Raw genomic sequence first — 19882 nt, forward strand, 5'->3', positions numbered from 1 at the left:
GACCACGCATGGTCCGGATTGGCTCCGTCTCTGGGGCGATGTGCGGCCTGATCAGTCAGTCGATGCGTGGACGATGCGAATGGCGATTCCGAGGGCGCGCAACCGGGTCAGCTCGTCGGGATCAGCTGAGTCGTCGGTGACGAGGAGGTCGACGTCCTTGGCCTCAGCCAGCTTTGCCAGGGTGACCCGGCCGATCTTGGAACCGTCCACAGCCGCGATGATGCGAGCTGCCCTCTTGATCATGGTGTGGTTTGCAGCGGCTTCGATGCCGTCGTGGGTCGTCAGGCCACCCTCGGCGCTCAGTCCGTCGCATCCCACGATGGCGGTGCCGACGTTGACCTGTTTGAAGGTGGACTCGGCCAGGGAGCCGACCAGTTCCAAGGAGGAGGGGCGTAGCACCCCGCCGGTGATGAGGACACGTTGCTGGCCCTGGCTGGCGGCCTCGAGGGCGATGCTCACGGAGTTCGTGATGAGGGTGAGGTCATGGCGATGATGCAAGGCTCGGACGATCTCGGTGGTCGTCGTGCCGCCGGTGAGTCCAATCGCGTGACGTCCCACCGGAAGCTCGGAAGCAACGGCATGTGCGATGGCTTCCTTGGCGCGACGACGACGGCCGTCCCGTAAGTTGACGGGTAGTTCGGCCCCCGTTCCGGCGCGGCGAGCTGTTCCATGTGAGCGAATGAGAAGGCCTTGTTCAGCGAGTGAGGCGACATCGCGTCGGATCGTCGCAGCACTCGCTCCCAGGGTGGCCGCCATGGTCCGCAAGGGGACCTCGTCGTGGTCACGCAACATGGCGAGAATGGCGACCATGCGGTCGTTTCGCCGTGAGGATGATGAGTGGGCATCCGACGGCATCGTCATCGCTTCTCCTTTCGCGCGACTCACGGCTCGTGGGGAGAGCCGTGCAGTGAGCGTTCGCACATCTGCGCTGATCTTATCCTGCCCTTAGGCTTGTCTTCATGACAGAGACCCAATTGTGGACGCGACTGGCTGAGGCCCTGGGTGACGACTACTGCCGAATCTGGGCTGCACAGCAGGCTGTACCGGGTCTCGACTCACGGACGGTGCAGGAAGCCTTGGCTGACGGAGTCGATGCCAAGACGATTTGGCGGGCCTGCTGGAAGGCACTGGAGCTGCCCGACTCGCTGCGCTGACCTGGGGAGATGGGACGTGTCCGGATGCCGAGGAACGGTGCCAGAACGGAAACGGAACAAAACCGGAACACGACGCGCTGCAAAGTCGTCAGTGGCATCTGGAAGGGTTGTCCACAAGCGAGCGGACAGCCGTGACGGCAGTCATCCACAGGAACGAACGTGCCTGACGGATTGTCCGACCCCGCTCCTACAGTTTGAGTGATGACACAAGGAAACCCGGTGAGTCTCCCTCATCACGACACATGACCAACGCTGCGGCGATGCCGCGCGGCAAATGGGGCGGGAGACCGTCTTCAAGGAAGGAACGACATGGCAGCGACCGCAGATCGCGAACAGGCCCTTGCCACGGCCTTGCAGCAGATCGAGAAGCAGCACGGCAAGGGCTCCGTCATGCGCCTTGGCGAGCAGGAGACCGTGAAGATTGCGGCGATTCCGACGGGATCGGTGGCCCTGGACGTCGCCCTCGGCGTGGGAGGCCTCCCACGCGGCAGAATCATCGAGATCTATGGTCCGGAGTCCTCGGGCAAGACGACGGTGGCCCTGCACGCCATCGCGAACGCTCAGGCCGAAGGCGGCATCTGCGCCTTCATCGACGCCGAGCACGCCCTCGACCCGGAGTACGCCCGCAAGCTTGGTGTCGACACTGACTCCCTGCTGGTGAGCCAGCCTGATAACGGTGAACAGGCCCTCGAGATTGCCGACACCCTGGTGCGGTCGGGCGCCCTTGAGCTCGTCGTTATCGACTCCGTCGCAGCCCTCACCCCGAAGGCTGAGATCGAGGGAGAGATGGGTGATTCCCACGTCGGTCTACAGGCTCGCCTCATGAGCCAGGCCTTGCGCAAGATGACTGGTGCCCTCAACGCGGCCGGGACGACGGCCATCTTTATCAACCAGCTGCGTGAGAAGATCGGTGTCATGTTCGGCTCTCCGGAGACGACCACCGGTGGACGCGCGCTGAAGTTCTACTCTTCAGTGCGACTGGACGTGCGTCGCATCGAGACCCTCAAGGACGGTTCCGAGATGGTCGGTAACCGTACCCGCGTCAAGGTCGTCAAGAACAAGGTCGCCCCGCCGTTCAAGCAGGCCGAGTTCGACATTCTCTATGGTCAGGGCATTTCCCGAGAGGGAAGCCTCATCGACATGGGCGTGGACTGCGGGATCATCACCAAGTCCGGATCGTGGTTCAGTTACAACAATGAGCAGCTGGGTCAGGGCAAGGAGAATGTCCGCAACTTCCTCAAGGGCAACCCGGACGTCGCCAACGAGATCGAGGACAAGATCCTCACCCACCTGGGTCTGCGTGAGACCGAAATTCCCGAGGGAGTCGATCCCGAAACCGGTGAGGTGGAATTCTGAGCCGGCGACGCAAGGATTCTCCAGAGGAGTTGACCGACGACCAGTGGTACGAGGAAGCTCGCGAGATCTGCCTCAAACGACTGGATCGTCGGGCCAACACTCGAAGTGAACTCGCAGCAGCTCTGGATTCCAAAGGTGTGCCTGAGCAGGTGCGTGAGGCAGTCCTTGATCGCCTCACTGAGGTGGGGCTCGTCGATGATGCTGACTTTGCCAACCGATGGATAGCGTCCCGTCACGGTGTGCGAGGTCTGTCCCGCAGAGCAGTGGCAGTCGAATTGTCGCGCAAAGGGGTCGATTCCCAGATCATTGAGGACGCGACCTCCCAGATCACGGAGGCTGACGAGTTGGATGCCGCCACCGAACTCGCAGTGAACAAGCTGCGGGCAGGTCGAGGTGTCGAGGAAGCCCGTCTGACCCGCCGGGTGTTGGGTGCCCTGGCCCGCAAGGGCTACGGACCTCAGGTCTGCTGGGCCGCCATCCGTGCCGCCCGCGAGGAACTCGGTGAGGAACCCCCCGAAGCGCCGATAACCGGCCCCTTCGACTAGGGTCGTATCGTTTGCCTCTCACCTCGGTTTTCCTGGCACCGACGTCAGGGGGGCGACGCTGCAGCTCCGAGTCAGGATGTGAGGAAGGGTGGAGGTCATGCTCATCGCACTCGTCGTGGTGGCGGTGCTCTCAGTGGCAGTCATCATTGGCTGGCTGGCAGACCGTCGAGCCATTGGCAGGAGGGCGGAACGAGCAGAGTCCGAACGCGATGCGAAAGCATTGGAGCTTTCTCGCAGCGAGGAGCGCCTGGTGCGTGCGACTCAAGATCTTGCGGGCAGTCGTGACGAGACCGTGGCAGCTCGCGCTGCGCTCGAGTCCAGTCGAGTGCGGCTCGCTGATGAAGAGCGTCGAGCCGATCATGCCGAGCAAGCTCGCCACAGCGCCGAGGCCCTGCTCGAGATCAACCAGCGCTCTGCCGAAGAGTTGACAGAGCGTGATCGTCAGCTGCGCGAAGCCCGTCGCCGCCTCGACGCCGGCCTCGACAAGCTCGAGAAGGAGCGCTTGGAGTTGGCGGAGCGCAGCTCTCACCTCGATGAGCGGGACGCCGAGCTAGATCGACGTGACGAGCAGATTGTCGCGGAGCTGGAGCGCGTCGCCGGGATGTCCCTTGGCCAGGCCCAAGACGAACTGGCAGAGCACCTCGGCAGAGAGTCTCGTGCGGTGGCTGAATACAGTGCCCGGGCGATCATCGCCGAGGCGACGACGAACGCCGAGGGCAAAGCTCGGCACATCGTGGCTGATGCCATTCAGCGGTGTTCCTCCGAGATGGTTGCCGACACCGTCGTCAGCGTCGTTCCACTGCCCAGCGACGAGATGAAGGGTCGCGTCATCGGGCGAGAAGGCCGCAACATCCGCACCTTCGAGCAAGTGACGGGAGTCACGGTCATCATCGATGACACCCCGGGCATCGTCTTGCTGAGCTGCTTCGACCCCATGCGGCGCGAGGTGGCCCGACAGGCTCTCGTAGATCTGGTCGAAGACGGTCGCATCCACCCCATCAGCATCGAGAAGGCCCATCAGCGAGCCGTCGACCACATCGAACAGATGTGTCTGGAAGCCGCATCCGAGGCGCTGTCCGAAGCCGGGATCGCCGACGTTGACGATCGGCTCCTCCCCATCCTCGGGTCCCTGCGCTTCCGGACCTCCTACGGTCAACAGGTGCTCGATCACTGCGTCGAGTGCGCCCGACTCGCGGCCACCCTGGCAGCTGAAATCGGTGGCGACGTCGACACCTGTCGTCGTGCGGCCTTCCTGCACGATCTCGGTAAGTCCCTCACCCCGGGGGTTGGAGGAACCCACGCGGCCATCGGTGCTGAACTGGCACGACGCCATGGGGAATCTGATGAGGTCGTGCATGCCATTGCAGCTCACCACGATGAGATTGAGCCCGTGAGCGTCACGGATCTCATCGTCAAGGCCGCGGATGCAATCTCTGCGGCTCGTCCAGGGGCACGTCGAGATTCCTTGGAGGCCCATGTCCGCAGGATGGACACCATCGAGGAGATTGCCACCAGCTTCTCCGGGGTCGAACGGGCTTTCGCCCTGCAAGCTGGACGTGAGGTCCAGATCCTCGTCGATCCGGGTACGGTGGACGATCTGCACGCGTCCCGACTCGCACGTCAGATCGCGTTGGCGGTGGGTGAGCAGGTCACCGTGCCAGGACGCACCAGGGTCACCGTCATCCGCTCCTTCCAAGCCGTGGAGACGGTGGGGGAATCCTGAGCCACCAGCCCTTGTGGAAACGTGGTGGTTCGGGATGCCGTCCCGAGCAGCAGCTCAGGCGATTCCCCAGGTGAGGGTGACCTCGTCCCCGGATTCCAGGCGGATGGCGTCTCCATGGGTGGGCCCCTCGTTGAAGGCGTCCGGCCCGCATGTCATCGGTTCGACGGCGAGGCTGAGGCGGTCATCTGGAGTGTAAATCTGCGCCCAGCCCATGGTCGCATCTCCCCACAACTCATGGCTGGCCTCATCGCTGGTGACCTTGATGCGCCATGCCGGCGATCCAACGGTTCCTCCACGATCCAAGGTGTAGGCGGTGTCGAAGGTGCGCTGACCGAGCGACTGCCCACTCATCGTGTGGACCTCGTCCATTCCACAAATCCGCACTGGCAGAAGCCGATCGTCAACCTGCAGCCAGGATGCAAACGGAGCGTCAATCTTCCACTCATCGATGGACCCGCCAAGGCAGAAATAGGGATGGGCGGCATAGCCGAAAGGCACTGCCGTGGCCCCGACGTTCCGAGCCCTCACGGTGACCGTCAGTCCGTGATCATCCAGGTTGTGGGTCAGCTGGACATCAATCGTTCCAGGCCAGCCAGGCCGAGCCATGATCCGGATCTCCTGGGTCACCGAGGAGTCGGTGTGTTCGACGAGGTGCCACGGTGACCACGCCACCAGACCATGAATGGCATTGTTGCGATCGACCTCGCTGATAGCCAGCTGCTGGTCAACGTCATCGAATCGGTAGCGGCCGTCACGGATGCGGTTGGGCCAGGGGAGGAGCTGCTGCCCCTGCGACGAAGCGGGGGACTGGTCGGCCTCAAAGGTCTTGATGACGTCGTCTCCGTTGTGGCGAAGACTGCGAAGGGTGGCTCCCTGCTCCGTCACGACGGCCTGCCAAAGACCGTGGGAAATCTCGTACTGGGTGCCGGTGGGGAGCATGACGTCATTGATCATGATGAAAAGCCTATCGTCCCGTCCTTTCCGGGCGTTAATTCTTAAGCCCCAGTACCTGCCGGTGCTGGGTTGTTATACTGTTGTAAGTCGAGTTGCTAGTGCCCAACGGAGGGCAGGTGAACCGGCAGTGTCGTCGGTCTTTCCGTTGCGACGACTCACCGATGCTGAAAGTAGGTGAACCTTGTCGAGCAACAATGCCACTGAGACCCGCCATCGCCTACGGGTTCCGTCAGCTTTCACAATCCTTTTCGTCCTCACAGTTCTCGCCGTTGCGTGTACATGGCTAGTCCCAGCCGGAAGTTACTCAAAGATGAGTTACTCCGCAGGTTCGCAGCAGTTGGTCATTGTGGATCCTCATGGCGCCATGACGAAGCATGCGGCCACCCAGGAGACCCTGGACAAATACGGGGTCGCCATGAAGATCTCGGAATTCACCTCAGGGTCCATGACGGGGTCGGTGTCAGTACCAGGTACTTATCAACGCCTGGCATCCCATCCAGCCGGTATCGGAGAGATTACGAACGGCATGGTGACGGGAACGATCGAGGCCGTCGACATCATCGTTTTCATCCTTGTACTGGGTGGCCTCATCGGCGTTGTGAGGGCTAGCGGCGCATTCGAGGCCGGTCTCGGGAGACTCACTGCCAAGTCCAAGGGAAAAGAGTTCATCCTTGTCCTTTCCGTGTCCCTGTTCATGATCGTGGGCGGGACGACGTGTGGACTCGAGGAGGAGGCAGTCGCCTTCTATCCCATCCTTGCGCCGGTCTTCATCGCCATGGGGTATGACGCTCTGGTCGTCGTTGGGTCGGTCTTCCTCGCTGGATCGATTGGTACGTGTTTCTCGACCATCAACCCGTTCTCCTCTGCCATTGGAGCGAATGCGGCCGGTATTCGACTCACCGAAGGTATGTCATGGCGTGTTGTGGGTCTGGTTGGAGGAGCGATAGCTGTCGTCATCTATCTCGCCTGGTATTCACGAAAGGTGAAGGCAGATCCGGAATTCTCCTACGTCTGGGAGGATCGCGACGCTTTTGCGGCTCAGTGGGGTTTGGGTGATGACGGCGCCGAGATGGGATTCGATTGGCGTCGTAAAGTCATCCTCGTCCTCTTTGCGGCAGCCTTCCCCATCATGGTGTGGGGAGTTATGGCCCGAGGATGGTGGTTCCCGGCGATGGCGTCATCATTCCTCGCCATTGCCATTGTCATCATGTTCATTGCTGCGACCGGACCAAATAAACTCAGTGAGAAAAAACTTGTCGATGCGTTCAGCGCAGGATCATCAAGCCTGGTGGCCGTATCCCTCATCATCGGGTTGGCGCGGGGAATCAATCACATCCTCAATGAAGGCTTGATTTCTGACACCTTGCTGTATGAGTCAGCCAAGGTGGTCTCCCATGTCAACGGCCCCGTCTTCGTACTGTCCCTGCTCATCGTGTTCTTCCTGCTGGGATTCATCGTGCCCTCGTCGTCAGGTCTGGCCGTTCTGGCACTGCCGATCATGGCTCCCCTCGGCGACACCGCCGGGGTATCGCGGGCCACAGTGCTGTGCGCCTATCAGTGGGGTCAGTACGCGATGTTGTTCCTGGCACCCACAGGATTGGTCATGGCAACTCTGCAAATGCTGGACATCAGGTACTCGCACTGGCTGAAGTTCGTGTGGCCATTGGTCGTGTTCGTCCTGGTGTATGGCGGGATCCTCCTGGTCCTGCAGACGATCGTGTGAGGAACGGGCTGGTCCGGTACGTGGGCTGATGACGTAGAGTGTTCGCGCCATGCCCAGTAACACCGTGCGGCAGACCGAGGCCCCGACCTACCGGGTCGTGACCTACGGATGCCAGATGAATGTCCATGACTCCGAGCGCATTGCCGGTCTCCTCGAGGAGGCCGGCTACGTTCCCGATCCCAGAACCGACACCTTGGCTCCGGCTGACGTCGTCGTCTTCAACACCTGTGCAGTCCGGGAGAACGCCGACAATCGTCTCTACGGCACCCTCGGCCACATGGCCTCGGTGAAGTCGGCCCATCCCGGGATGCAGCTGGCCGTCGGCGGCTGTATGGCTCAGAAGGACAAGGACACGGTCGTCGCACGGGCACCATGGGTGGACGTCGTCTTCGGCACCCACAACGTGGGCTCCCTGCCGGCCCTGCTCAAGCGCGCCCGTCACAATGCCACGGCCCAGGTGGAGATTGAGGAGTCCCTGGTCACTTTTCCGTCGAACCTGCCCACCCGACGCGATTCGGCGTACTCGGCCTGGGTCTCCATCTCGGTGGGATGCAACAACACCTGCACCTTCTGCATCGTCCCGCAGCTGCGCGGCAAGGAAACCGACCGACGCCCCGGTGAGATCCTCTCGGAGATCCGAGCCCTCGTTGACGAGGGAGTCCAGGAGATCACCCTGCTCGGCCAGAACGTCAATTCCTACGGAGTTCAGTTCGGTGATCGCGGCGCCTTCGCCAAGCTGCTGCGGGCCTGTGGCGAGATCGACGGTCTGGAGAGGGTGCGGTTCACCTCACCCCACCCGGCCGCCTTCACCGATGACGTCATCGAGGCGATGGCCGAGACCCCCAATGTCATGCCCAGCCTGCACATGCCTCTGCAGTCCGGGTCTGACGAGGTGCTGCGCCGGATGCGCCGATCCTACCGGTCCAAGAAGTTCCTCGGAATCCTTGACAGGGTGCGCGAGGCCATTCCGGACGCCGCCATCACCACAGACATCATCGTCGGGTTCCCCGGGGAGACCGACGAGGACTTCGCCGAGACAATGCGTGTCGTCGAGGAGTCGAGGTTCTCCGCTGCCTTCACCTTCCAGTACTCCATCCGTCCCAACACCCCGGCAGGGATCATGGAGGACCAGGTCCCCAAGCCGGTCGTCCAGGAACGCTACGAACGCCTCGTCGATCTCGTCGACGACATCGCCTGGCAGGAAAACAAGGCTCAGGTCGGTCGCACCGTCGAGGTGATGTTCGCCGAGGGCGAGGGGCGCAAGGACGAGGTCACCCACCGCGTCACCGGAAGGGCCCGGGACAACCGCCTGGTTCATGTCAGCTTGGCCCCAGATGACGAGGTCCCGCGTCCGGGCGACATAGGAGAGGTCGTCATCACGTCCGGTCATCCCCATCACCTGGTCGCCGATGGTGGCCTGGTGAACCTGCGTCGTACCCGTGGTGGCGACGCATGGCAGATCCGTGAAGGGGCATGCGCTCAGCCCGGTGTCACCATGCTCGGTATTCCGACGATCAGCGCGGCGCAGGGCTGACCAAGGGTGGGTGGCATCGGAGCCTGCTGTGAAACTTGTTCAGACATGCGACGAGGGGTGGTGCTCAGTGGAGCACCACCCCTCGTGTCGCAGCTCATCCGCTCCCATCCGGAGCAGGTCCCCTCAGAGGACGGGCCGCGTCATGTCGTGGACGACTCAGAGGTCGCCGAGCTTGTCCTTGAGGGCATCCTGGCCCTTGTCGACCTGATCGGAGAACTTGCCGCCGGTCTTGTCGTCGACAGTGTCGCCAGCCTTGTCGATGCCCTGCTCGACCTTGTCGCTGTGCTGGCTGACCTGGTCCTTGATGTCGTCCTGGTGGTCGCTGATGGCGTCCTTGGCCTTGTCGAAGAGTCCCATGTGATCTCCTTTCGGGAGCTTTCCCCCTCTCGGGGATGACCCCTTTAGGCTACACACAAGATGGTCCACTCATGTGAGGTTTTTCGCTCTACGCGTTGGCCCCGCAATGTCGTTGCAGTGCGCAAGGATGAACGTGTGAGTTTGCCGGTCATTTGTCTTCTCGGGCCTACTGCCAGCGGAAAATCAGGGTTGGCGGTGCGAGTCTGTTCACGCCTGGGACGTGAAGGGCGCCCGGCCGAGATCGTCAACACTGATTCAATGGTGGTGTATCGGGGGATGGACATCGGTACCGCCACCCCCACGCTTTCCGAGCAGCGTGCAGTGAGGCACCACGTGGTCTCGATCCTTGACGTCACCGAATCCTCCTCAATCGTCCTCATGCAGAAGTTGGCGCGCGAAGCGACCGAAGAGTGCTTGTCTCGCGGTGTCGTCCCGGTGCTCGTCGGCGGTTCGGCCCTGTACACCAAGGCCGTCGTCGACGAGATGACCATTCCCCCCACCGATCCGACGGTACGGGCGAAGTGGCAGAAACGTCTGAAGGCCGAAGGTCCGGAGGCCCTGCACAGGGAACTGGCACGACGGGATTCCAAGGCGGCTGAATCGATCCTGCCGGGGAATGGCAGGAGGATCGTGCGAGCCCTCGAGGTCATTGACCTCACCGGATCCTTCACCGCCACCATTCCCGACGGCACCTCTCACTGGCCTGACACGGTGCACATTGGTCTGGAACTTCCTCGTGAGGACATGGATCGACGGATAGCCGATCGCGTCGACCAGATGTGGGAGAACGGACTGGTTGACGAGGTTCGTGCCTTGGTCGACGTCGGATTGAGGGACGGCCTCACGGCAAGTCGAGCGCTGGGATACCGGCAGGTGCTGGAGTTCCTTGACGGCGAGTATGACGAGGAGGAGGCCCGTCGTCGTACCGTGACCGGCACCCGCCGCTTCGCCCGGAAACAGCTCATGTGGTATCGCCGGGACGATCGTATTGAATGGCTCAATGCACTTGATCCCGATCTCGATGACAAGGTTGTGGCGCGGGTGTTGACCGCCCTGTCCACCGACGAGGAGGATTGACGACATGACGACGACGTTCTGGAAGGCACACGGGACCGGCAATGACTTCGTCATCGTCGACCGCCCCGACCCCCTGACCCCTGGGCAGGTGCGATGGCTGTGCCACCGTCGATTCGGTATCGGCGGCGACGGCACCCTGCAGGCTCTGCGGGCCGGCGACGTCGCCGGGTGGGACGGTGATCCGGAACTGTGGTTCATGGACTACCGCAATGCCGACGGCACCGTCGCGGAGATGTGCGGCAACGGACTACGAGTCTTCGCGCGGCACCTCGCCCGGACCGGGCGCATCGCGGGTAACGAGGCTGACGTCGCGACGCGGGCCGGTGTTCGTCACGTCACCCTGTATGACAACGGCGGTGTGTCGGTGACGATGGGGACGGTCCGAGTCGAGGGCGACGATCTCACCATCGAACATCAGGACATGTGGTGGCCGGCATGCAAGGTTGACGTTGGCAACCCACACGCTGTGGTCGTGACGGACCACACCACCATCACTGCGCTCAACCTCGATGAATCGCCCACCTGGCGTCCACGGTCGGCCTTCCCCGAGGGGGCCAATGTCGAATTCGTCGAGCAGCTGGACGGTCATTCGGTCTCGATGAGGGTCCATGAGCGCGGATCGGGAGAGACGATGTCGTGCGGTACCGGAACCGTGGCCGTGGCAGCGACGATGGCCACCCGTACCGGTCACCGTGGTCCGTGGACGGTCCATGTGCCCGGTGGCCGCGTCATCGTCACCCTCACCCCTGCTGATGACGGCTATGACGCGGTGCTGACGGGCCCTGCGGTCATTCTCGCGACCGGGACGGTCAGCCTTCCCGAGGAATGAGGAACACCGAGGTCAAGGAACCGCCGTTGACCTGTCGGCTTCTCCTCCTACACTTGGCCCGATGACCTCGAAGCACGAGGTGTCGGGGGCACGAGACAGTGGGCCAACAGGACGGGGACCGGGTGAGCGACACCGCACGATTCGACGACGAGCGCGAGGATGCGCCCGAATTCGTTGAGGACTTCAGCGACGATCAGAACGAATATGACGGTGACCAGTTCGACCTGGATGCCCGGTTGTCCCTGACTCGTGTGCCGGGCATGTCGACCGACTTGTCCGACATCTCGGAGGTCGAGTACCGACAGTTGAGGCTCGAGCGAGTGGTGCTCTGCTCGGTGTGGATGAAGGGGTCAGCTGTCGATGCCGAGAACGCCATGGCCGAGCTCAAGTCACTGGCTGAGACCGCGGGGTCCCAGGTCCTCGAGGCCGTCATGCAGAGGCGAACGACCCCGGATCCGGCGACCTACATCGGCTCGGGCAAGGTGGTTGAGCTCGCCGAGATAGTCCGAGCCACCGGAGCTGACACCGTCATTTGTGATGGTGAACTCGACGCCGCTCAGCTTCGAAACCTCGAGGACCGCGTCAAGGTCAAGGTGGTGGACCGGACGGCGTTGATCCTCGACATCTTCGCCCAGCACGCTCGCAGCGTGGAAGGCCGTACCCAGGTCGAATTGGCCCAGCTCAACTACCTCAAGCAGAGGCTGCGTGGCTGGGGTGGAAACCTCTCCCGCCAGACGGGTGGCCGCGCGGCTGGCGGCGCCGGTATCGGTGGCCGTGGCCCCGGTGAGACCCGGATCGAGACCGACAGACGACGTATCGGTCATCGCATCGCTGTGCTGCGTCGTCGTCTCAAGCGCATCGAGTCCACCCGTGTCTCCAAGCGGGCTGATCGCCTTCGCAACAAGGTGCCCTCCGCCGCCATCGTCGGATACACCAACGCGGGGAAGTCCTCCCTGCTCAACCGGCTGACCCGTGCCGGAGTGCTCGTCGAGGATGCCCTCTTCGCCACCCTCGACCCCACCACCCGTCGTACCACGACGGCGGATGGTCGCGTCTACACCCTCACCGACACCGTCGGCTTCGTGCGGCATCTTCCCCACGACCTCGTCGAGGCCTTCGCCTCGACCCTCGAGGAGACGGCGATGGCAGATGTCCTGGTGCACGTCGTCGATGCATCTGACCCCGACCCCATCGGACAGGTCGACGCCGTGCGTGGTGTGCTCGCGGGAATCGGTGCCAGTGACATTCCTGAGATCCTGGTACTCAACAAGATTGATCGTCTCGACGACGACATCATCTTGACGTTGCGTTCGACCTTCCCCGGTGCTCATGTCATCTCGGCTCATACCGGAGAGGGAATCGACAACCTCGTAACAGCCATCGAGGGGTCGCTGCCGGTGCCGTCCCAGAAGGTTGATGTCGTCATGCCCTATGCGCGCGGAGACCTCATGGACAAGATCCACCGCGACGGGACGATCGAACTCATTGACCACACCGCCGATGGCACCCATGTGATCGCCCATCTTCATCCTGCTCTGGCCGCTGAGGTCGAGGAGGCGTGTCATGACGCGTGAGTCGGCTGAGGTCAGCAAGATGTGTCGCGATCTCCTCGGCGTAGCCGTCTCCCAGATGGGGGGTCAGGAGAGATCTGGTCAGGTGACGATGGTCGAGGCCGTCGACCAGGCGATGCGTGAGGAACTGCACCTCTTGGTTCAGGCCGGAACCGGAACCGGAAAATCCTTGGGGTACTTGGCGCCTGCTCTGGTCCATTGTGTCGAGGAAGGGGCGCAGGTCGTCGTCGCCACTGCCACCCTTGCCTTACAGACACAGCTCGCCCACAAGGACATTCCGGCAATTCTCGACGCCTCGGACAAGGTCCTATCCCGTAGGCCGAAGGTGGCCGTGCTCAAGGGGCGCAACAACCACGTCTGTCTGCACAAGGTTCGCGGTGGATCGACGGGGGCGAGAGGACAGGACGCGCTGGTCCCTGGGGCTGATCTCGCGGCTGAGGCCGAGGACACCAGGGAGGCTGGGACGGCGCCGACCTCCGCACTGGGCGCCGAGGTCGTCATGCTGCGTGAATGGGCCGAGAAGCAGGTCGAGGAGTCGGGGCTCGGCGATCGTGATGACGCACCTCCGCACACTCCGTTGGCGTGGGCTCAGGTGAGTGTGCCAGCCAACGAGTGTCTAGGGACTCAGCGCTGTCCCTTCGGCAGCGAGTGCCTCTCCGAAGCAGCCCGTGAGAAGGCCCGAAACGCTGACCTCGTCGTCACCAACCACGCCATGCTCGCGATCGATGCGCTGAACGGTAACAACGTGTTGCCGGAGCACGACACCGTCATCATCGACGAGGCCCACGAGCTGGTGGATCGGTTCACCGGGGCTGCTTCCAAGGGTCTGTCTCCCTCCCTCGTGACGACGACGTCGAAACGGGCCTCGACATGGCTTGACGATGACGTGAGCGCCGATCTGCTCAATCAGGCGGACGTGCTGGCCAGGGCCCTGGAAGCGACCGCGCCGGGACAGGTCACCGAGCCCGAGGCCCAGGTCATACAGGCGTGCACGGTATTGCGAGATCTGGCCAGGGAAGCAGTGAGCCAGTTGGGTCGACGGGACGAGGATTCTAAGGAATCCCTCGACGCCGAGAGGGTGCAGGCTCAGGCCGCCATGCGCGAGGTCTTCGAGACCGTCGACCGCATGGTGTCGATGGCAGCTGCTGACGTGGTGTGGGTCTCGGAATCGGAGAAGGGGTACCGCAGCATCCACGTCGCGCCATTGAGTGTGGCAGGCCTGCTGCGCGAGAACGTCTTCGCGGGGGCGATCACGATCCTCACCTCGGCCACCTTGTGCATCGGCGGTAATTTCCTGGCCACGGCAAGGAACGTCGGGCTGTCGCCACGTGAGCAGATCGAGGGGGACGCTCCGGAGGTTCTCGACACTCAGATGGGGTGGCGAGGGGTTGACGTCGGCTCACCGTTCGACTACTCGAAGCAGGGGATTCTGTATGTCGGTAAGTCCCTGCCGCGCCCGGGTCGAGATGGCATCGCGCCAGAGGTTCTCGACGATCTTGCCGAGCTGATCTGGGCCGCTGGTGGACGTACCCTCGGGCTGTTCTCCTCCCAACGCAACGCGGTGGCTGCCTCCGAACACATGCGCAAGGTCATGCCGGACATTCCGGTGTTGTGTCAGGGGGAGGGACATCTGGCCGATCTCACACGCCGATTCACGGCTGATCCGCGGACATGCCTCTTTGGGACCTTGTCCCTGTGGCAGGGGGTGGACGTTCCTGGTGACACGTGTCGGTTGGTCATCATTGACCGGATTCCGTTCCCACGTCCGGATGACCCGCTCATGGCGGCACGGGGCAAGGCAGTTCAGGATGCTGGCGGTAATGGATTCATGACGGTGTCGGCCGGACATGCGGCCCTCCTGTTGGCCCAGGGGGCGGGCCGGCTCATTCGACGTTCCGACGATCGGGGAGTCGTCGCGGTTCTGGACCCGCGGTTGGCGACGGCGCGATATGGCGGTTTCCTGAGGGCGTCCATGCCCTCGTTCTGGACGACAACGAATCGTGAGATGGCTGTCGGAGCTCTGCGCAGGCTGGGGGAGTGACCACCAGGGTCACAGTCGTCTCATGATGGAGACGGCGCGACCGATGAGAGAAGCATCATCGAGGTTTACCGGTGAGTGAGCGGGGTTCGAGGCCATCAGCCACGGTTTCCCCCCGAGCTTGGCCAAGGAACGGATGATGGTCGTGCCACCCACTGTGGCCGCCACGAAATAGGGCTCGGGTGGGTCGTCGGGAAGGTCCGCCATGGGTAGCTGCTGGACGAGGACAAGGTCTCCGACGTGGAAATCGGGTGCCATCCCATCGTCGCGGACGACGACCACCACGTGGTCTCCGTGGCTCAGTAACTGGGGGGGAACCGCGATGACAGTGTCGTGATGCTCGTCATCGGCAATCTCATTCGGGTTGAAAACCTCGATCTGAAGGGCCTGGGGTCCGTGGGGATCATTGACGTCGACGACGTTCTCAACGACCTCAAGGGTGCCGTCAGTGCGTCGCAACAGGCCGAGATCGATGAGTGCGGAGATACGCCTCTGGACGGTCGACGTACTGGCTGCTCCCGTCATGTCAGCCAGGGCACGAACAGTCGGTGCGCGACCGTCGCGGCGCAGCCCTTCCTTGACGGCGGTCAGCACCGCGTGCTCCTTGGCAGAAGGTCGACGGGTAGTGGTGAACGGGACGGCCGACGAGACGGCGGCCGAGTCCGAGGAGTCGGTTCCGGGCGTATCGGTGGTCATGCCAGTCACGGTATAGGTCGGGTACGACAGTTCCCCGTCAGCTCTGTTCGATGGTTGTTCCGGAGCATGGGGGCGGCGTTGATCTGAGCTCTCAGGGAACCTATGAACTGCTTCTGACTAGGTTGTTCTCCTGGTGTTCCAGTCTGATGACGGTGAACCTGTCGGTCGGGTCGGATGTCATGGATGGCGCCGGCGGAGGTTGTGCCGCCGGGCCCTTCCCCGGGATCCATTCCGGGGACCGCTGACGGGAGCGGATGGCTCTCGTCGACAGAGAGGTGATCCGATGAGTGCTCAGACGTACGAGTGGGATGTTGAGACGACGACCAGTCGGCAAGGTGACCTGGTCATCGGACCGTGGCAGGATGAGCTGGCCGAGCCGGTGGTCGTCATCGATCGTCAGGAATTGATGGCAGGGCGTCCCGGTGCCGTCGCACGCCATGAACCCGTCCACGATCGGTTCTGGGACGTCGCCGTGATGGCTACCGTTGTCGTGATGATCATTGGTGTGATCTTGTCCCTGGGACGCCTTGGTCAGGTGTGGCAGGGCAACTCCGAGAGCGGTCACCCCGACCCGGCTGCCGTCGTCCAGACCGGTGGACATCAGTCGGGCGACCTGCCTGATATCAGGTCCTGATGGTGGAAGGTGGTCGTGTGGACTGAGCATCTTCGGCGTGTCACGCGTGGCAGCTTGACGGATGATCAAACGACATCCTCAATAATTCCCCCTCGACACCAGATGTTGTGGTGTTCAGATTCGCCATCCCCATAAGTTGTGTTTTCGGTCCAAGTTCGGAGTAGTCTTCTGAATCAACGGCATATCTGCCGTTCGGAACCCAGCGAGGTCGGGGAAGGAGGCGACGATGCGCTGTCCGTTCTGTCAGCATGACGACTCACGAGTCCTGGACTCCCGAGTGTGCGAGGACGGCACTGCGATCCGTCGGAGACGACAGTGTCCCGTGTGTGAACGGCGGTTCACCACCATCGAGCGCATGCAGATGACGGTTCACAAGCGTAACGGCATCGAAGAACCCTTCTCCCGAGACAAGGTGATCCGTGGTGTGCGCAATGCATGCAAGGGACGCCCGGTCACGGATGCCGATCTGGCTTTGTTGGGTCAACGCGTCGAGGACGGCCTTCGAGCCCGAGGAGTCGCGGAGATTCCGAGCGACGAGATTGGGTTGGCAATCTTGAGCCCACTTCGTGAGCTGGATCCCATCGCCTATCTGCGGTTCGCAAGTGTGTATCTCAATTACGACACCATCGAGGATTTCGCCACCGAGATCGATCGGTTGCGCGACGAGTCCCCCGAGAAAACACGGTCCTCGGGCCGCAAGCGGCCTTCGAAGCGGGACGAGCCGCTGTTCTGACGAGCCTTGGCCAAGTGCGCCTCAGCTCATGACAAGTACCGACACCAAACCACCCGTATCACCGAATATCTAGAGGGAGCCATGACCGAGACCAAGTCCGCACCACGCAGGACGAGCCGCTCCAAGGGGCTGCACGTCGAGCGCACCTTCAGCACCGAGGGTATCCATCCCTACGACGAGGTGACGTGGGAGCGTCGCGACGTCGTGCAGACGAACTGGCGCACCGGTGACGTAGTCTTCGAACAGCGCGGAGTCGAGTTCCCCGACTTCTGGAGCGTCAACGCCTCGACGATCGTCACGAACAAGTACTTCCGTGGCGCCCTGGGCACTCCTGTCCGTGAGAACAGTCTCAAGACCCTCATCGACCGCGTCGTCAAGACCTACGTGACGTCCGGACGTGAAAACGGCTACTTCGCCTCTGAGGAGGACGCCAAGGTCTTCGGTGAGGAGCTGACCTGGCTGCTGGTCCATCAGTACTTCAGCTTCAACTCCCCGGTGTGGTTCAACGTCGGTACGACGAGCCCTCAGCAGGTCAGTGCCTGCTTCATTCTCTCGGTGGACGACTCCATGGAGTCGATCCTCAACTGGTATCGGGAAGAAGGATTCATCTTCAAGGGTGGCTCTGGTGCCGGTCTCAACATTTCCCGTATCCGTTCTTCCAAGGAGCTGCTGAGCTCCGGCGGCACTGCTTCCGGCCCGGTGTCCTTCATGCGCGGTGCCGACGCGTCTGCCGGAACCATCAAGTCCGGTGGCGCCACCCGTCGCGCTGCCAAGATGGTCGTCCTTGACATCGATCACCCGGACGTCGAAGAGTTCATCGAGACCAAGGCTCGCGAGGAGGACAAGATCCGCGCCCTGCGCGATGCCGGCTTCGACATGGACCTGGGTGGCCGCGACATCACCAGTGTCCAGTACCAGAACGCCAACAACTCGGTGCGCGTCTCGGATGCCTTCATGACGGCGGTCGAGCAGGGCAAGTCCTTCGGGCTGACTTCCCGCACCGAGCCGGGCAAGGTACTCGACACCGTCGATGCCAAGGAACTCTTCGGCAAGATCGCCCAGGCTGCCTGGGAGTGCGCTGACCCCGGTCTGCAGTACGACGACACAATCAATGCCTGGCACACCAACCCGAACACCGGGCGGATCAACGCCTCCAACCCGTGCTCGGAATACATGAGCCTGGACAACTCCTCGTGCAACCTGGCCAGCCTCAACCTGTTGAAGTTCCTCGACGAGAATGATCACTTCGACGTCGAGAAGTTCACCAAGGCCGTCGAGCTCGTCATCACCGCGATGGACATCTCCATCTGCTTCGCCGACTTCCCGACCGAGGCCATCGGGGAGACCACTCGCAACTTCCGTCAGCTCGGGATTGGATATGCCAACCTGGGCGCCCTTCTCATGGCCCTGGGCCTGGGATATGACTCTGATGGTGGACGTGCCCTGGCTGCTGCCATCACCTCCGTCATGACCGGTGTCTCCTACCGACGCTCCGCCGAGTTGGCGGCCATCGTCGGTCCTTATGCCGGCTACGCCGAGAATGCCGAGTCGCACCAGGCCGTCATGGCCAAGCATCGCGACGCCAACCGCCAGGTTCATCCGCTGCACGACAATGACACCACCGTCCTCGCTGCTGCCAAGGCCGAGTGGGACAAGGTCGTCAAGCTGGGACGTACCAATGGCTTCCGCAACGCCCAGGCCTCGGTGCTGGCCCCGACCGGCACCATCGGCTTCATGATGGACTGCGACACCACGGGCATCGAGCCGGACTTCTCGCTGGTGAAGTTCAAGAAGATGGTCGGTGGTGGCTCGATGCAGATCGTCAACCAGACGGTGCCGCGTGCCCTCAAGAACCTCGGCTACACCTCTGAGCAGTCCGAGAAGATCGTGGCCTACATCGCCGACAACGGGTCGGTCGTCGGGGCTCCCGGCCTCGACGAGGCCCACTACGAGGTCTTCGACTGCGCCATGGGCACCCGCTTCATCGCGCCGATGGGCCACGTGCGGATGATGGCTGCCGTCCAGCCCTTCCTGTCTGGTGCCATCTCCAAGACCGTCAACCTGCCGGAGTCCTCCACCGTCGAGGACATCGCCAACGTCTACATGGAGGGCTGGAAGCTCGGCCTCAAGGCCCTGGCCGTCTACCGCGATAACTGCAAGGTTGGCCAGCCTCTCTCCGAGGTCAAGAAAGAGGAGGAGAAGGCCGCGCCGGAGGTTCGCATCGAGTACCGTCCGCGTCGTCAGCGTCTGCCGAAGTCGCGCATGGGCCGCACGACGAGCTTCCAGGTCGCTGGAGCTGGCGGTTACCTCACGACTGGCGCCTACGATTCCGGCCGCTTGGGCGAGATCTTCCTCAAGCTCGGCAAGCAGGGTTCGACCTTGGCCGGCGTCATGGATGCCTTCTCCATCGCGGTGTCCATCGGTCTGCAGTACGGCGTGCCGTTGGAGTCCTTCGTCCAGAAGTTCTCCAACCTCAAGTTCGAGCCTGCTGGTATGACTGACGACCCGGACATCCGGATCGCCTCGTCGATTATCGACTACGTGTTCCGTCGTCTGGCCTTGGACTACCTGGACTTCGACGAGCGCGCCGAGCTGGGTATCTACACCGCCGCTGAGCGTGCCCGATACGTCGAGACCGGCTCCTACGCGTCAGACGAGGAGGAGGACGAGCTCATCGATTCCGAGACCCTCAAGGACACCCCGGCCGACCGCGTCCGGGTGCACGAGGACGGTGCCAACCAGCCAGGGCTCTTTGCTGCTCAGGAGGCTGTTGAGCGAGTCGCTGGTGCCCACACCAGTGCCGAACTGCTCGAGGAGCAGATGGGCCGTGAGGTCGATGCCCCGCTGTGCATGACCTGCGGAACGAAGATGCGTCCGTCGGGATCCTGCTATGTCTGCGAAGGTTGTGGATCCACCAGCGGTTGCAGCTGATGACGTCATGATCTGACCAGGTGGCCG

At 62.6% G+C, this 19882-nt stretch carries 17 protein-coding genes; 13 read left to right on the forward strand and 4 right to left on the reverse strand.

From position 1 onward, the window contains the following. Positions 1-51: 51 nt before the first annotated feature. Entirely contained in the window at positions 52-810 is a 759-nt protein-coding gene (locus ACP8ML_RS05125) for a DeoR/GlpR family DNA-binding transcription regulator (protein ID WP_065672851.1), read from the reverse strand. Between the two features lie 149 nt (positions 811-959). On the opposite strand from ACP8ML_RS05125, the gene ACP8ML_RS05130 reads away from it, so the two are divergent. The 4 genes from ACP8ML_RS05130 (at position 960) to rny (ending at position 4778) form a co-directional block, all read left to right on the forward strand. After that, positions 960-1154, forward strand: coding sequence for a DUF3046 domain-containing protein (locus tag ACP8ML_RS05130; protein WP_016667497.1), 195 nt, complete (start codon positions 960-962; stop codon positions 1152-1154). A gap of 309 nt (positions 1155-1463) precedes the next feature. Further along, positions 1464-2510 carry a recombinase RecA gene (gene recA / locus ACP8ML_RS05135; protein WP_117189592.1) on the forward strand — a complete coding sequence of 349 codons (1047 nt, stop codon included), beginning with the start codon at positions 1464-1466 and terminating at the stop codon, positions 2508-2510. Further along, positions 2507-3055, forward strand: coding sequence for a recombination regulator RecX (recX, locus tag ACP8ML_RS05140; RefSeq protein ID WP_117189593.1), 549 nt, complete (start codon positions 2507-2509; stop codon positions 3053-3055). Before recA ends, recX begins: the two co-directional genes overlap by 4 nt. A 97-nt stretch (positions 3056-3152) precedes the next feature. Then, on the forward strand, positions 3153-4778 hold the full coding sequence (rny, locus tag ACP8ML_RS05145; protein ID WP_117189626.1) for a ribonuclease Y: 1626 nt from the start codon (positions 3153-3155) through the stop codon (positions 4776-4778). Positions 4779-4832: 54 nt separating this feature from the next. On the opposite strand, the gene ACP8ML_RS05150 is transcribed toward rny, so the two are convergent. Continuing rightward, positions 4833-5732 carry an aldose 1-epimerase family protein gene (locus tag ACP8ML_RS05150; protein ID WP_016667502.1) on the reverse strand — a complete coding sequence of 300 codons (900 nt, stop codon included), beginning with the start codon at positions 5730-5732 and terminating at the stop codon, positions 4833-4835. Between the two features lie 181 nt (positions 5733-5913). Between ACP8ML_RS05150 and ACP8ML_RS05155 the strand changes: the two genes are divergently transcribed. Both ACP8ML_RS05155 and miaB read left to right on the forward strand, forming a co-directional pair. Continuing rightward, positions 5914-7455, forward strand: a complete 1542-nt coding sequence (locus ACP8ML_RS05155) for a YfcC family protein (RefSeq protein ID WP_117189594.1) — start codon at positions 5914-5916, stop codon at positions 7453-7455. Between the two features lie 49 nt (positions 7456-7504). Beyond that, positions 7505-8989 (forward strand): tRNA (N6-isopentenyl adenosine(37)-C2)-methylthiotransferase MiaB, encoded by a 1485-nt coding sequence (miaB, locus tag ACP8ML_RS05160; protein WP_117189595.1) that lies wholly within the window; start codon positions 7505-7507, stop codon positions 8987-8989. A 156-nt stretch (positions 8990-9145) separates the two neighbouring features. On the opposite strand, the gene ACP8ML_RS05165 is transcribed toward miaB, so the two are convergent. Beyond that, complete coding sequence (locus ACP8ML_RS05165; RefSeq protein WP_016667505.1) at positions 9146-9346, reverse strand: antitoxin; 201 nt, start codon at positions 9344-9346, stop codon at positions 9146-9148. Between the two features lie 117 nt (positions 9347-9463). On the opposite strand from ACP8ML_RS05165, the gene miaA reads away from it, so the two are divergent. The 4 genes from miaA (at position 9464) to ACP8ML_RS05185 (ending at position 14864) form a co-directional block, all read left to right on the forward strand. Beyond that, positions 9464-10423 (forward strand): tRNA (adenosine(37)-N6)-dimethylallyltransferase MiaA, encoded by a 960-nt coding sequence (gene miaA / locus ACP8ML_RS05170; protein ID WP_117189596.1) that lies wholly within the window; start codon positions 9464-9466, stop codon positions 10421-10423. Between the two features lie 4 nt (positions 10424-10427). Continuing rightward, a complete protein-coding gene (dapF, locus tag ACP8ML_RS05175; RefSeq protein ID WP_016667507.1) occupies positions 10428-11252 on the forward strand; it encodes a diaminopimelate epimerase in 825 nt (274 codons plus the stop codon). Positions 11253-11374: 122 nt separating this feature from the next. Beyond that, complete coding sequence (gene hflX, locus ACP8ML_RS05180; protein ID WP_016667508.1) at positions 11375-12826, forward strand: GTPase HflX; 1452 nt, start codon at positions 11375-11377, stop codon at positions 12824-12826. Next, positions 12816-14864 (forward strand): ATP-dependent DNA helicase, encoded by a 2049-nt coding sequence (locus tag ACP8ML_RS05185; protein WP_117189597.1) that lies wholly within the window; start codon positions 12816-12818, stop codon positions 14862-14864. The genes hflX and ACP8ML_RS05185 overlap by 11 nt, the downstream gene beginning before the upstream one ends. Before the next feature lie 9 nt (positions 14865-14873). Here ACP8ML_RS05185 and ACP8ML_RS05190 read toward each other — a convergent pair whose 3' ends face one another. Then, positions 14874-15557 carry a LexA family protein gene (locus ACP8ML_RS05190; protein WP_065672852.1) on the reverse strand — a complete coding sequence of 228 codons (684 nt, stop codon included), beginning with the start codon at positions 15555-15557 and terminating at the stop codon, positions 14874-14876. 283 nt (positions 15558-15840) lie between these two features. On the opposite strand from ACP8ML_RS05190, the gene ACP8ML_RS05195 reads away from it, so the two are divergent. The 3 genes from ACP8ML_RS05195 to ACP8ML_RS05205 all read left to right on the forward strand — a co-directional run bounded on the left by ACP8ML_RS05195 (position 15841) and on the right by ACP8ML_RS05205 (position 19855). Further along, on the forward strand, positions 15841-16191 hold the full coding sequence (locus ACP8ML_RS05195; RefSeq protein ID WP_117189598.1) for a hypothetical protein: 351 nt from the start codon (positions 15841-15843) through the stop codon (positions 16189-16191). 226 nt (positions 16192-16417) lie between these two features. Next, positions 16418-16924 (forward strand): transcriptional regulator NrdR, encoded by a 507-nt coding sequence (nrdR, locus tag ACP8ML_RS05200; RefSeq protein ID WP_081302567.1) that lies wholly within the window; start codon positions 16418-16420, stop codon positions 16922-16924. Positions 16925-17005: 81 nt separating this feature from the next. Continuing rightward, positions 17006-19855 carry a vitamin B12-dependent ribonucleotide reductase gene (locus ACP8ML_RS05205; protein WP_117189627.1) on the forward strand — a complete coding sequence of 950 codons (2850 nt, stop codon included), beginning with the start codon at positions 17006-17008 and terminating at the stop codon, positions 19853-19855. The last annotated feature ends 27 nt before the right edge of the window (positions 19856-19882 follow it).

The sequence above is a fragment of the Cutibacterium sp. LaCa_255 genome (assembly GCF_057458005.1).

Coding starts and splice junctions, on each gene's coding strand:
- ACP8ML_RS05125 (WP_065672851.1), bottom strand. CDS start 810: ATGGTCGCCATTCTCGCCATGTTGCGTGACCACGACGAGGTCCCCTTG.
- ACP8ML_RS05130 (WP_016667497.1), top strand. CDS start 960: ATGACAGAGACCCAATTGTGGACGCGACTGGCTGAGGCCCTGGGTGAC.
- recA (WP_117189592.1), top strand. CDS start 1,464: ATGGCAGCGACCGCAGATCGCGAACAGGCCCTTGCCACGGCCTTGCAG.
- rny (WP_117189626.1), top strand. CDS start 3,153: ATGCTCATCGCACTCGTCGTGGTGGCGGTGCTCTCAGTGGCAGTCATC.
- ACP8ML_RS05150 (WP_016667502.1), bottom strand. CDS start 5,732: ATGATCAATGACGTCATGCTCCCCACCGGCACCCAGTACGAGATTTCC.
- miaB (WP_117189595.1), top strand. CDS start 7,505: ATGCCCAGTAACACCGTGCGGCAGACCGAGGCCCCGACCTACCGGGTC.
- ACP8ML_RS05165 (WP_016667505.1), bottom strand. CDS start 9,346: ATGGGACTCTTCGACAAGGCCAAGGACGCCATCAGCGACCACCAGGAC.
- dapF (WP_016667507.1), top strand. CDS start 10,428: ATGACGACGACGTTCTGGAAGGCACACGGGACCGGCAATGACTTCGTC.
- ACP8ML_RS05185 (WP_117189597.1), top strand. CDS start 12,816: ATGACGCGTGAGTCGGCTGAGGTCAGCAAGATGTGTCGCGATCTCCTC.
- ACP8ML_RS05190 (WP_065672852.1), bottom strand. CDS start 15,557: ATGACCACCGATACGCCCGGAACCGACTCCTCGGACTCGGCCGCCGTC.
- ACP8ML_RS05195 (WP_117189598.1), top strand. CDS start 15,841: ATGAGTGCTCAGACGTACGAGTGGGATGTTGAGACGACGACCAGTCGG.
- nrdR (WP_081302567.1), top strand. CDS start 16,418: ATGCGCTGTCCGTTCTGTCAGCATGACGACTCACGAGTCCTGGACTCC.
- ACP8ML_RS05205 (WP_117189627.1), top strand. CDS start 17,006: ATGACCGAGACCAAGTCCGCACCACGCAGGACGAGCCGCTCCAAGGGG.